The following is a 12996-nucleotide window of genomic DNA, read 5'->3' on the forward strand; positions in this document are numbered from 1 at the left end:
TCTCGTGCGCCGCCCCCTGAAGACCGTCCTCGGTCTGCTGCTTACCGCGATCATGCTCTTCCCGGTGTACTGGATGATCAACGTGTCCTTCACCCGCGACCAGGACATGCGCAAGAGCCCGCCCGACCTGTTCCCCGTCCACGGCACACTGGAGGGCTACCGGACCGTCCTCGACGAGCAGTTGCCCTACCTCGGCACCAGCCTGGTCATCGGTCTCGGCACCGTCGTGCTCACCGTGGCCCTGGCCGCCCCCGCCGGCTACGCGCTCGCCAAGCTGCGCCCACGCGGCGGCGGAGTGCTGGGCTTCCTGCTCCTGGCCGCCCAGATGATTCCCGGCATCATCATGGCCATGGGCTTCTACGCCGTCTACCTCCAGCTCGGCCTGCTCCAGTCCGTCCCCGGACTGATCGTCGCCGACTCCACCCTGGCGGTCCCGTTCGCTGTGCTCATCTTCACCGCGTTCATGTCCGGCATCCCCGGCGAACTCCTCCAGGCCGCCCAGGTGGACGGGGCGCGCGCCCTGCGAACCTTCTGGTCGGTGGTCCTGCCGATGAGCCGCAACGCCGTCGTCACGGTGTCGCTGTTCGCGTTCCTGTGGTCGTGGTCCGACTTCGTCTTCGCGGGGACCCTGGTCAACGGCGGCGCCCACGAGCCCATCACGCTCGGCATCTACCACTACATCGGCAACAACAACCAGGAGTGGAACGCCATCATGGCCACCGCCGTCGTGGCATCGCTGCCGGCCGCGGTCATCCTCGTGCTGGCCCAGCGCTATGTCGCCGCGGGCGTCACGGCGGGCGCCGTCAAGGACTGAGGCCGGCGGCGCATCCCTCTCCTCCGACGATCCCTGCTCGAGAAACGAGTGCCTTTTGATGACCGCCGACCGCTCCGGCCCGGCCTTCTCCGTCCACGACATCCCGTTCAGCACGTACGGATCCTGGTTCGGCATCTCCCCCGTGCTGGCGGAGAAGAGGCGGGCCGAGGACCTCCACCTCGTCTCGCACCAGAACGGCATGCACGCCGTCCTGAGCCTCGTACCGCTCGACCCCGCGACCGGCGAGCGGGCCGGGACCCTGATCGAGGCCACCCCCGGACTGCTGAGCTGGACCGGTCCGGACGGCCGGGTGGACCTCGCCTACGAGTCGCCGGACACGGTACGACTGCGCGGCGCCGGCCTGCCGCTCAGAATCGCGGCGGCGGCCCGAACGCTGACCCCGTTCAGCGGCACCTACTTCTACCGCGAACCGGCCGCCGACGCCCATGTGTTCACGTCGTACGAGACCGGCCGCCGCTACCGTGTCACCGTCCTGTCCGGGAGTGTGACGGACCTGTTCGGCAGCCAGGCGCTGGGCGCCGCCGACCGCGGCCTCACCGTCTCCGGTGACAGCTGGGAGCTCGCGGTCGAGGAACTCGACACGGCCCGGCCCCCCTACGTCCCGACGGCGGTGTTCGCCAAGGTGGTCGAGGCGGCGCGGAACTCCTTCGCGGACTTCGCGGACAGCGTGGCCCCCTGGCGGTCGTCCGACACCCCGGCCGCCGAACTCGCCGCGTACGTCCTGTGGTCCGCGGCCGTCCGCCCGGCCGGACTCGTCACCCGGCCCGGCGTCCTGATGTCCAAGCACTGGATGGACAAGGTCTGGAGCTGGGACCACTGCTTCAACGCCCTCGCTCTGGCGCCCGGTTGCCCCGAGCTGGCCCGTGACCAGTTCCAGCTGCCCTTCGACCACCAGGACGAGTCCGGGGCCCTGCCCGACTCGGTCACCCACTCCGAGGTGCTCCACAACTTCGTCAAACCGCCCATCCACGGCTGGACGTCCGGCCTGCTGCGCCGTCGTCTGCCCACGCCCCCCGACCCGGCGGAACTGACGGTGACGTACGACCGGCTGACACGCTGGACGGAGTTCTGGCTCACCGCCCGGCGCGCCCCAGGCGCCGACCTGCCGCACTACCAGCACGGCAACGACAGCGGCTGGGACAACGCCACCACCTTCGACCCCGAACGCGTCGTCGTCACCGCCGACCTGGCTGCCTTCCTCATCCTCCAGCTCCGGGAACTCGCCGAACTGGCATCCCTGTTGGACCGCCCGGAGGACGCCGCCCGGTGGACGCGGGTTGCCGAGGAGACCCAGCGGGCGATGCTCGACCAGCTCTGGACCGGCGACCGGTTCGTCGCCCGGGGCGTCGACAGCGGTGACACCTGGAGCACTTCCAGCCTGCTCGACCTGGTGCCCGTGGTGCTGGGCGAGCATCTGCCCCCGGAGATCGGCGCGGTGCTGGCCGATCGGGTCGAGGCCCATCTGACCCCGTACGGCCTGGCCACCGAACGGCCGGACTCACCGCACTACCTCTCCGACGGCTACTGGCGCGGCCCCATCTGGGCCCCTGCCACGATCCTGGTCGAGGACGGGCTGCGCCGCAGGGGCCACCACCGACTGGCGGACGAGATCAGCGCCCGTTTCCGCGCCCTGTGCGAGGCCCACGGCTTCGCGGAGAACTTCGACGCCCTGACCGGCACGGGGCTGCGCGACCGCGCCTACACCTGGACGGCCGCGGCCTACCTCCTCCTCGCCGAGGCCCACCTCCGGCGGAACGCGGGGTGAGGCGGTCAGGGCGGGGTGATCGGGCGGGGTGAGGCCGGTCCGGGCTCGGGTTTTCGGCCGGGTGGGGCCCGTCAGGCCAGGGTGACCTCGACCGGTGGCCTCTTGATGCCGTTGACGAAGTTCGAGCGCACCCGCGGGACCTCACCCAGCAGCCGGATGTCGGCGAGGCGCGGGATCAGTTCCTCGAACATGATCCGGATCTCGGCGCGGGCGAGGACGTTGCCCAGGCGCAGATGCGGGCTGCCCTTGCCGAAGGTCACATGGTCGTTGTGCTGCCGGGCCACGTCGAAGTCGTACGGATTGCCGAAGACCTTTCCGTCGCGGTTGCCGGAGGCCAGGCGTACCACATGACGACCTTGTCGCCCTCCCTGACCGTCTTGCCGCCGAGTGCGACGAGAGACGGATTGTCCTTCAACCGGGCCAGCTGCTGCTGGTGTTGCAGCAGGGCCGGCATGGAGTGGGTGATGGTGTGCCGGGTGGTCTCGTTGCCCACCACCAGCAGCAGGACGTCCGCGTAGTCGGGGTCGCCGTCGCCCTCGGCGGCACCCTGGAGCAGGACATGGGCGGCCCCGAGCGCGAACACCGGCACCTCACCCACCGCGTGGCGAGCGCGCGCGGCACCCTGCTGGAACAGGCCTTCGGAGCACCGAAGGCGGACGCCTCCTGCCACCACCAGCGGGTGGAACGCCTCGGCACCGGACTCACCGTCACCGCACGGGCCGCCGACGGAACCGTCGAAGGCCTCGAACTCCCCGGCGCACCGGGCTGGTTCACCACCGTCCAGTGGCATCCCGAGGACACGGCGGCCGAGGATCCCACCCAGCAAGGCCTGTTCGACGCGCTGGTCCGGGTCGTCCGCTGAGACACCCCGCCCGGCACGGCCGAACCGTGCAGTCCTCGTGAAAACCCGGTGGAAGCGCTGTCAGTGGATCCCCTTATGCTGCACCGGACGATCACGCGGGACCAGGGGAGGGCGCGTCATGTTCGGCAAGCTGTTCGGTGGGGGCCGGGAGAGACCGACGGCGGATCCGCACGCCCTGCCCGTACCGCGCAAGCAGAAGAACGGGGTGTACGCCCTGCGCGCGCTCGGCGACGCCCGGGTGCTCGCCCTCGTGGAGGCGGCCGACGCCGGTGACTGGGAGGCGGTCAAGGCGGCCCTCGCCCCCTTCGACCTCGGCCGCGAGCAGGCGGTCCTCGGGCAGCTGACCGACGTGGACGGCCTGGAGGAATGGATCGTCCGGGCCGCCGAGCAGGACAAGGACGACAAGCAGCTCCGGGCGACCGCCCTGCTGATCTCGGGTGCGCGCCATGTCGCCTGGGGCTGGGAGGCGCGTACGTCCGCCCGTGCCGTGGACGTCAGCCGCGGACAGTGGGAGACCTTCCACGAACGGCTGCGCATCGCCGAGGAACACCTCCTGGAGGCCGCCGAGTTGCAGCCCGACTGGGTCACGCCCTGGCGCCACCTGCTCACCTCGGGACGCGGCATGTCCGTCGACGACAGCGTCCAGGACGCCCGGCTCGCGGCCGGTCTGCGCCGTGACCCGCTGAACCTGGACCTCCACCTGGAGTGGGTCTCGCACCTCCAGCCCCGCTGGGGCGGAGAGCCCGGCCAGGCCCTGGAGTTCGCCCGCAAGGCCTTCGCGGCCGCACCCGACGGGCACCGGCTCGGCTGTGCCGTCGCCATGGCCCACATCGAGGACTGGGTGGAGTCCGACAGCCGTGACTGCCTCCAGGACCCGCGGATCCGCACCGAGTTGAGGGAAGCGGCGGAGCGCAGCATCCTGCACCACGCGTACGAACGCCGTCTGGGCTGGCAGGGCGACTACAACATCTTCGCCATGGCCCTGTCCCTGGCGGGCAGCAGCACGGCCTCCAACGTCTTCCGCGAGCTGGACGGCGTCTTCACCGAGTGGCCGTGGACCTTCATGGCGGACCCGCAGAAGGTCTACGCGCGCTTCCGCAAGGCCTTCTGAGCCGCCGGCCGCACGGCCCCCGCCCGCCCTTCCTCCACGACTTCACCCGGACTGTCCCATGCCCCTGCCGCACGCCGCCGCCGACCGCACCTTCCAGGTCGACCTCCGTGGCCTGGTGGACCTCCTCTCCCACCACCTCTACTCCAGCCCCCGCGTCTACCTGCGCGAACTCCTCCAGAACGCGGTCGACGCCCTCACCGCGCGGCACGCCGTCGAGCCGCACGGCGACTTCGGCATCCGCCTGTACGCCGACGGCTCGGTGGTCCGGGTCGAGGACGACGGCGTCGGTCTCACCGAGGCCGACGTGCACACCTTCCTCGCCACCATCGGCCGCAGCAGCAAGCGCGCCGAGCAGGTCGCCGAGCAACGCGCGGACTTCATCGGCCAGTTCGGCATCGGCCTGCTCTCCTGCTTCCTCGTCGCCGACGAGATCCACGTCGTCAGCCGCTCCGCCCGCACCGCCGACGCCCCCGCCGTGGAATGGCGCGGCCGCGGCGACGGCAGCTACACCGTCCGCACCCTGCCCGCCTCCGCCCGCCCCCGGCCCGGCACCACCGTCACCCTGACCCCGCGCGCCGACGCGGGCGAGTGGACCCGTCCGGCCCAAGTGCACGCACTGGCCCGCCACTTCGGCTCCCTGCTGCGGCACCCGGTGACCTTCGACGACGGCTCGGGCGGCACGGCCGTCCCGGTGAACCCCGAGCCCGCCCCCTGGGCGCGCGCCTACCCGACGCCGGGTGCCCGCTCCCGCGCGCTGGCCGCCTACGGCGAGGACGTCTTCGGATTCACCCCGCTGGACACCATCGAACTGGACCTGCCCGCCGTGGGCCTCAAGGGCATCGCCTGCGTGCTGCCCGAGGCGGTCCCGGCCGGCCGCCGCCACGGACACCGCGTGCACGTCAAGGGCATGCTGCTCTCCGAGCAGGCCGAGGAGATCCTGCCCGACTGGGCGTTCTTCGTCCGCTGTGTCGTGGACGCCGAGAGCCTGCGCCCGACGGCCTCCCGCGAGTCCCTGTACGAGGACGACACCCTCGCCGCGGTCCGCGACGCCCTCGCCGAACGGCTGCGGGACTGGATCGCCCGCGCCGCCGCCAGCGACCCCGAACTTCTCGGCCGCTTCCTCCAGGCCCATCACCTGGCCGTCAAGTCCCTCGCGGTGCACGACGACGAGATCCTCAGGATGCTGCTGCCCTGGCTGCCGTTCGAGACCACCGACGGGCACTGCACCCTCGACGAGTTCGCCCGCACCCACCCCACCGTCCTCGTGACCTCCAGCGTGGAGGAGTTCCGGCAGGTCGCCGCCATCGCCTCGGCCGCAGGCCTCGGTGTCGTCAACGGTGGCTACACCTACGACCGCGAACTGGTCCACCGGCTGCCCGAGATCCGGCCCGAGGCCACCGTCGCCGACCTCGACCCGGCGACCCTCACCGCCCACCTCGACCCCGTCGACCGGGAGACCGAACTCGCCGCCTCGGCCTACCTCGCCCAGGCCCGCGAGGCCCTCGCCGTCTTCGACTGCGACGTCGCACTGCGCACCTTCCACCCCGCGTCCGCCCCCGCCCTCCTCGTCGACAGCCGCGAGGCCCGGCACGAACGCACCCGCTCCCAGCTCGCCCGCGAGCAGCAGGGCGGAGTGTGGGGCGATATCCTCGGCGCCCTGCGCCAGGAGGCCCCCCGCGCCCAGCTGATCCTCAACCAGCTCAACCCGCTGGTCCGCACCGCCGTCACCATCGACGAACCCGAACTGGCCCGCACCAGCGCCGAAGCCCTCTACGGCCAGGCCGCGATGCTGTCCCGGCGTCCGCTCAGGCCCGCCGAGTCGAGCCTCATCAACCGCTCCTTCCTCGATCTCCTCGCCCACGCCCTCCGCAAGGACAGCTGACGATGCCCACCGCACCCCATCCCCAGAGCACAGAAGAGCTGTACCAGGCCCTCCAGGCGAACGACGAGCGCCCCTACGGCCGTACCCGCACCGTCACCGCCGAGGAACTCGTCGACGCGGCCGAGCAGTTCGAGGAGCCCGTCCCGCTCATCCACGCCCTCCTCGAACTCCAGGAGGCGTACACCTACGGCTCCGAGCCCCGGAAGTCGCCGGTCGTCTTCGCCCGGCTGCTGAACCTCTTCGACGAGCAGCCCGACCTCTTCGACGAGCGGCTGCGGTACATGCTGTTCTGGCGGTTCAAGTGGGTGTCCAACGCCCTGCGCCAGCTGCCCGAGGTACCGCTGACCGGCCTGCGCCAGTGGCTGACGGAGATGCGCGAACGCTACGAGAAGGCCGGCCTCGGCCTCCAGCCCTACTACGGGGAGGCGTACCAGCTCGCGGCGCACACCGGCGAGGACACCGCCCTCGCCTACGAGCTGTGGGCGGCCCGCACCCGGACCCGGTTCAGCGACTGCGAGGCCTGCGAGATCTGCCGGCGCGCCTGTCACCACCTCACGGCCGGCGACGACGAACGGGCCCTGGCCGTCTGGGAGCCCGTCCTCGCCGGCAAGGAGTCCTGCCAGGAGGAACCGGCCCGCTCCGTGTCGTACGCGCTGCTGCCCCTGCTGCGCACCGGCCGTGTCGAACGGGCCCGCGAACTGCACCTCGCCGGGTACCGCGGCTGCCGTCGCAACCCCTCGATGGCCGGCGAGGTCGGCCGGCACCTGGAGTTCTGCGCGCTGACCGGCAACGAGGCACGCGGCCTCGAACTGCTCGCCGAGAACCGCAACCTCTTCGACGAGGTCGACTCACCGCTGGAACAGCTCGACTTCCTCACCGGCGTCGAGGTCCTCCTCCAGCGGGTCGAAGCTCTCGGCCACGGCGAGCTGCCCGCCGCCGGACACCCGGGCCGTACCTGGACGGTGACCGGCCTGCGCGCCGAGGTGCGGACCCGCGCCGACGACCTCGCCGCCCGCTTCGACACCCGCAACGGCACCACCACCGTGACCGACCGCCGCCGGGCCCGCCTGGACCGCGCCCCGCTCCTGGACGCTCTGGAACTCACCCTGCGCACCCGCAGCCTCGACGAGGTGGCCCCGGCCGCACCGACTGCCGCACCAGCTCCCCGCGCAGCGGAAGCCGTACCCGAATCACTGCCCGAACTCATCCTCCGGGCAAGGGCGTTGGACGAGAAGGGCCACCCGGACACCCGCGCCTGCTGGACCCGCTTGCGCACGCTCGTCGCCGCCCCCGACTACACCCACCCCGACGACCCGGTCGTCGGTCCGCTCGTCCTGCTGCGGGCCGACCTGCTGGCCGACGAGGCGAGCAGGGCGGGCGAGAAGGACGACCACGCCGAGGCCGCCGCCCTCCACGAGGAGGCCGCGGCTCTCTACGACGACGCGGGAGAACCCGGTCACGCGGCGGTGGAGCGCGGCACCGCCCTGCTCGCCGAGGCCGAGCGCGCCGAGGGAGCCGAGGCGAAGGCCGCCGTGCTCACCGACGCCCACGCGACCATGGTCCGTCTGCACGAGAGCACGGCCGGCCTCCCCCCTTACCAGGAGGCCCGCCTGCTGCGCCTGCGCGCCACCATGCTCGGCATGCGCCTCCAGTGGACGAGGAGCGAGGAGCACATCGCGCCGGTCTTCGCCGAGCTGGACCTGCTGCACACCTTCGCCACCCGGCACGACGTCGCCGGGCAGATCTCCGGCGGCCTGCTGCTGCGCGCCACCACCCACGCCCTGGCAGGCGACCTGCCCGCCGCGCTCGCCGAGATCGACGCCCTGCTCGAACGGCTCAGGTCCCAGGGCCCCGACTGGCACCTGCCCCGCACGCTGGGACTGCGCGGCCGGCTCCAGCTCGGGCTCCAGGACGCCCAGGCCGCGTACACCGACTTCGCCGAGGCGCACCGCCTCTCAGGTCAGTGGCAGGGCGACACGATCGATCCCTCCCGTCTCCTCGCCGACCTCGCCGAGGCCTGTATGCACCTCGGCCGCCCCGACGAGGCACTGCGGCACCTGACCCGCGCCGCGGAGGCGGACCTGCGCCGCGACAGGCGGTTCGACGCGTTCTGCACCTACAGCAACGCGGCCCGCCTCAGCCTGGACCTCAGCCGCGTCGAGGACTGCATCGCCCTGCTCGACTCCGTGCTGGCCGAGCCGGACGTCGCCGCCGGTGAACTCGACGACCGGCTCACCGCGCAGCTGCGCCTGACCCGGGCCCGCGCGCTGCGGGCGGGGGAGGACCTCAAGGCCGCCACCGCGGAGTTCGCCGCCCTCGCCGCCGAGTCGGCCGGCTGGGACGACGACCCCGGCAGCCACGCCATGATCGCCGCGGAGACGGCCGTACTCCTCGGCGAGTCCGGCGAGTTCGACCGGGCCCGCGAGGCGGCGGACCAGGCGATCGCCGCGCACCGCCTGGCGCCGCGCCACGAGCCGCTGAGCAACTCTTTGCGTGAACTGGCCTGCCTCCAGGCCCAGCAGCAGGGCCCCGACGGCCTCCCGGCCGCGCTCGCCTACCTCGCCGAGGCCGGCCGGATCGCCGACGAGGCACGGATCGCCCACGAGGCCCGGAGCGCCGACGAGAACCGGAGCGCCGACGAGAACCGGACCGCGGACGAGAACCGGATCGCGGACCAGAACCGGATCGCGGACGAGGCCGGGGAGGCCGAGCACGGAACCCACGGCGAATCCGAGACCCGCGGCCCCTCCCTGGACACAGCGCTGGCCTACGAGTACGGGCGGGTCAACGCCTACGGCCGCGCGTACGAGGACGCCCTGGCCGCTCTGGAGAAGGCGCGGACCCTGCTCGGCGAGCCGGGGCCGCAGGACGACTGGGCCGGACAGTGGGCCGAGTGCGTCCGCCTGGCGGGGGTCGTGGAGGGCCTCTACCTCAAGCGCACCGCCCCGGCGCTCACCCGCCTCGACGCGGCGGTCTCCCACCTGACCGCCCTGGGCCACGAGGAGGAGACCGCCCCGCTGACGTCGCTGGCGGCCCGACTGCGCGACGACGAGTGAACCGGGTCCCGTCAGGGCGGGGAACTCCCGTCAGGGCGGGGAACGAACTGACTCCCTCGCATCGTTGACGTAGACGTCAGTCGCCCTGCGGATCGACGTCGAGGAGGCAAGGGTGCTCGGAAAGGGCACGTGGTTGGTCGTCGGTGCGCTGGTCCTGGCCTGGATGGTGCTGTCCGGTCCCAGCGCGCCGAGCGGTGCCCTCGACGCCGGGTCAGCGCCCGCCAAGCCGACCAGGAAGGCCGTACCGAACCGGGTCATGACCTGGAACCTCTGCAACCCCTGCGAGACGGGCAACGACGACCGGGCCGCCGAGATCGCCACGTACGCGCCCCAGGTCGTCGGCCTCCAGGAAGCCTGCGTGGGTGATGTCGAGAAGATCCGGGACTATCTGGAGAACCTCCACGGGCTCGTCTACCACGTCGAGTACGGCCCGGTCCTCAAGAGCTGGGGCCGGTGCGGGGGAGCACCGTGGAACCCGGGCGGCTACGGCGAGGCGATCCTGTCGGCGGCACCGATGACCGATGTCGTCGCCCGGGAGTACCCCGACGGCGGTTCCGAGGACCGCGGGTACATGGAGGTCACCACCACGGTGGGCGGCCGCAAGGTCCGGCTCCTCAACACCCACCTCGCCGAACGACGCCAGGAGGCGGTCCGGGCGGAGCAGGTCGGCGTGCTCGCCGCCGAGGTCGCCCGGTACGACCGCGCGATCGTCATCGGCGACTTCAACGCGGTGCCGTACGCCTCCGAACTCGCCCCGATGTGGAAGCTGGCGGCGGATGCGGACCCCGAGTGCCACCCCTCCCGGTCCGGCCCCTGCGAGCCGACCACCGACTGGCAGAGCAAGTTCGACTACGTCTTCCTCCGCGACGTCGCCCCCCTCAGCCAGCACGTCCGCCCCACCGCCGTCTCGGACCACCATCTCGTGTACGCCGACCTGTCCCTGACCGCGCGCCCGTAGCAGGACACCGGCGCGTGCTACTGTCGGGGGTTTGCAGTGTCGCCTTGCCGGGTTCTGTCCGGGATTCCAGGCCGGTGACCGCGTCCCCGCCGCGCCTTCCTCGGTACGGTCCCTTCGGAGGAAGGCTTTCAGTGAGCGATGCAGCACATGCCGACGCCCGGCAGCAGGACGAGGCGCCCGGCGACCTCTCGGTGGCGCCCCCGGTGGCGTCCTTCGCCGATCTCGGGCTGCCGGCGGAACTGCTGCGGACGCTCGCCGAGCACGATGTGACCGTGCCGTTCCCCGTGCAGGCGGCGACGCTGCCGAACGCCCTCGCGGGCCGCGACGTTCTGGGCCGCGGCCGTACCGGATCCGGCAAGACGCTCGCCTTCGGCCTGGGCATGCTCGCCCGGACGGCTGGGCGGCGCGCCCAGCCCAAGGAGCCGCTGGCGCTCGTCCTGGTGCCCACCCGGGAGCTCGCGCAGCAGGTGGGAGAGGCGCTCACCCCGTACGCCGACGCCCTGCGGCTGCGGCTCGCGACGGTCGTGGGCGGGGTGTCCGTCGGACGGCAGGCCGCCGCGCTGCGGGACGGCGCCGAGATCGTCGTCGCCACCCCCGGCCGGCTGCACGACCTCATCGAGCGCAAGGCCTGCCGCCTGGGACGGGTGCGCGTCACCGTCCTCGACGAGGCCGACCAGATGTGCGACATGGGGTTCCTGCCGCAGGTCACCGAGATCCTGGACCAGGTGCGTCCCGACGGCCAGCGCATGCTGTTCTCCGCCACCCTCGACCGCGACGTCGACCAGCTGGTCCGGAGCTACCTGCGCGACCCCGCCGTCCACTCCGTCGACCCCTCCTCCAGCGCGGTCACCGGGATCGAGCACCACGTCTTCGTCGTGCACGGCCCGGACCGGTACGCGGTGACCACGGAGATCGCCGCCCGGGACGGCCGCGTCCTGCTCTTCCTGGACACCAAGCACGGCGTCGACCAGCTCACCCGGCACCTGCGGGCCAGCGGTGTGCCCGCCGCCGCCCTGCACAGCGGCAAGTCCCAGCCGCAACGCACCCGCACCCTGGCCCAGTTCAAGAACGGTCAGGTCACCGCACTGGTGGCGACCAACGTCGCCGCCCGCGGCCTGCACATCGACGACCTCGACCTGGTGGTCAACGTCGATCCGGCCACCGACCCCAAGGACTATCTGCACCGCGCGGGCCGCACGGCCCGGGCCGGCCGCTCCGGAACCGTGGTCACCCTCGTCCTGTCGGGACAGCGCCGCGAGACGAGCCAGGTCATGACGGACGCCGACGTCACCCCGCAGATCAGCAAAGTACGGTCGGGCGAGGCCCAGTTGACCCGGATCACCGGCGCCAGGACCCCGTCCGGAGTCCCCCTCGACGGCGGCCCCGCCGCCGCACGCCCCAAGAACCACAACACCCCGTTCCGAGGCCTGGGCAGCACCAAGGACCCGCAGACCGGCTCCGGCACCAAGTCGCCCCGCCCCTCTCGCAAGACCGATGAGGCCCGCAGACTCGCGGAGGCCCGCAGGGCGGCCCGGGTGCGGCGCGGCGGCTGAGCCCGGACGTACGTCGGGTGGGACAAGGGGACGGCATCACCTCTGGCGTCAGCTCTCGTCCGGCTCAGAACGAGGTGCCCGTCTCCTCGGCCAGAGCGTCCAGGAGCCGGTCCTGGAAAGTCTCGTCGTGCACCGCGCGACGGGGGGTGCACCTGCTCGCCGTGCAGCCGCCCGAGACGAGGACTTTCGGTTCCTCGCCGGACGCGAGCCACTCTTGGGTACGGGGTGCCCCTCCTCCGGATCGTCCGGAGCGCCGAGGACCGCCCGTCTTAGTCGGCACCCGGCCGGGATCGACCGCGTTGCTCAGCACCTCGGGCCACAGCCGCGCTACCGCGGCCGCGACTGCCGTCACGAACAGCTTGCTGTCGGGGAGTACGAGCCCGCGGTCTCGCCCCGCCAGTCGACCCCGTTGAACGAGGGGCGTCCCCCGAAGTGGGATTCGCTGCTCAGGTACACCAGTCGGCGCGGGCCTCGCAGCAGGGCCGTGAGCAGGTACGGTCTCCGGTCCGAGAAGTCACCTACCAAGAGCCGGGCGCCATCGCCGGGCCGGCTGCTGCCCGGGGCCCGCAGAGGGCCGACCAGCATGCCGAGGTCCACCGCCCGCTCCGGGTTCCGGGCGTGCACCACCACGTCATGGCGGGTGGCCGGCAGCGACTCGGCGGCGGCCCGTCCGAGACCGTCCTCGGACACGGTCACCAGAATCCGGCTCATGGCCGGACCGCCCGCGGGAGGCCGCTTCGCACGGAGGTTTGCCTTCGGCGAACTGGACCAGGGCAGACCCGCGGCACGGACTTGGCTCAGGTGGAGAAGCCCCTGCCTCGCGGCGGTGAAAGGTCACCGATGGCGCGGCGGCCCTCCGACGACGACCTCGCTCGGCTCGACCGACGGTCAGCGGTCCGCCGGTGGCACCTCAACTCGCTGCAACGAGAGCAACTCACGTGGTAGGTCTGTGATGTTGTCCACCCACTCTGCTT

Annotated in this window: 9 protein-coding genes and 2 pseudogenes; 8 read left to right on the top strand and 3 right to left on the bottom strand. The window is 72.3% G+C overall.

All coding sequences use genetic code 11. The annotated features are described in order from the left end of the window. Positions 1-52 precede the first annotated feature (52 nt). Entirely contained in the window at positions 53-814 is a 762-nt protein-coding gene (locus IF54_RS0109645; protein ID WP_234438954.1) for a carbohydrate ABC transporter permease, read from the top strand. A gap of 58 nt (positions 815-872) precedes the next feature. Next, positions 873-2600, top strand: coding sequence for an amylo-alpha-1,6-glucosidase (locus IF54_RS0109650; protein WP_030316571.1), 1728 nt, complete (start codon positions 873-875; stop codon positions 2598-2600). A 71-nt stretch (positions 2601-2671) separates the two neighbouring features. On the opposite strand, the pseudogene IF54_RS39520 reads toward IF54_RS0109650, so the two are convergent. After that, positions 2672-3126 (bottom strand): annotated as a pseudogene (locus IF54_RS39520) (cytochrome P450); the annotation flags it as partial. Between IF54_RS39520 and IF54_RS39525 the strand changes: the two are divergent. The 6 genes and pseudogenes from IF54_RS39525 to IF54_RS0109685 form a co-directional block, all read left to right on the top strand. Then, positions 3124-3462: pseudogene (locus IF54_RS39525) on the top strand (gamma-glutamyl-gamma-aminobutyrate hydrolase family protein); the annotation flags it as partial. The pseudogenes IF54_RS39520 and IF54_RS39525 overlap by 3 nt on opposite strands. A 118-nt stretch (positions 3463-3580) precedes the next feature. Continuing rightward, positions 3581-4573: a hypothetical protein gene (locus IF54_RS0109665; protein WP_030316578.1), complete on the top strand. Its 993-nt coding sequence runs from the start codon at positions 3581-3583 to the stop codon at positions 4571-4573. A 58-nt stretch (positions 4574-4631) separates the two neighbouring features. Beyond that, the gene (locus IF54_RS0109670; RefSeq protein ID WP_030316579.1) at positions 4632-6455 is read left to right on the top strand and encodes an HSP90 family protein; all 1824 of its coding nucleotides are present in this window, start codon (positions 4632-4634) and stop codon (positions 6453-6455) included. Positions 6456-6457: 2 nt separating this feature from the next. Next, on the top strand, positions 6458-9511 hold the full coding sequence (locus IF54_RS0109675) for a hypothetical protein (protein ID WP_030316580.1): 3054 nt from the start codon (positions 6458-6460) through the stop codon (positions 9509-9511). Between the two features lie 112 nt (positions 9512-9623). Next, on the top strand, positions 9624-10469 hold the full coding sequence (locus tag IF54_RS0109680; RefSeq protein WP_037819651.1) for an endonuclease/exonuclease/phosphatase family protein: 846 nt from the start codon (positions 9624-9626) through the stop codon (positions 10467-10469). 131 nt (positions 10470-10600) lie between these two features. Continuing rightward, positions 10601-12022 carry a DEAD/DEAH box helicase gene (locus IF54_RS0109685; RefSeq protein WP_030316583.1) on the top strand — a complete coding sequence of 474 codons (1422 nt, stop codon included), beginning with the start codon at positions 10601-10603 and terminating at the stop codon, positions 12020-12022. A 64-nt stretch (positions 12023-12086) separates the two neighbouring features. Here the strand turns inward: IF54_RS0109685 and IF54_RS43290 are convergent, their stop codons facing one another. Both IF54_RS43290 and IF54_RS43295 read right to left on the bottom strand, forming a co-directional pair. Continuing rightward, a complete protein-coding gene (locus IF54_RS43290) occupies positions 12087-12374 on the bottom strand; it encodes a hypothetical protein (protein ID WP_234438947.1) in 288 nt (95 codons plus the stop codon). Then, complete coding sequence (locus IF54_RS43295) at positions 12371-12733, bottom strand: hypothetical protein (RefSeq protein ID WP_234438948.1); 363 nt, start codon at positions 12731-12733, stop codon at positions 12371-12373. The genes IF54_RS43290 and IF54_RS43295 overlap by 4 nt, the downstream gene beginning before the upstream one ends. Between the last annotated feature and the right edge of the window lie 263 nt (positions 12734-12996).

The organism is Streptomyces sp. NRRL B-3229 (genome assembly GCF_000719505.1).
Lineage (GTDB): Bacteria > Actinomycetota > Actinomycetes > Streptomycetales > Streptomycetaceae > Streptomyces > Streptomyces griseorubiginosus.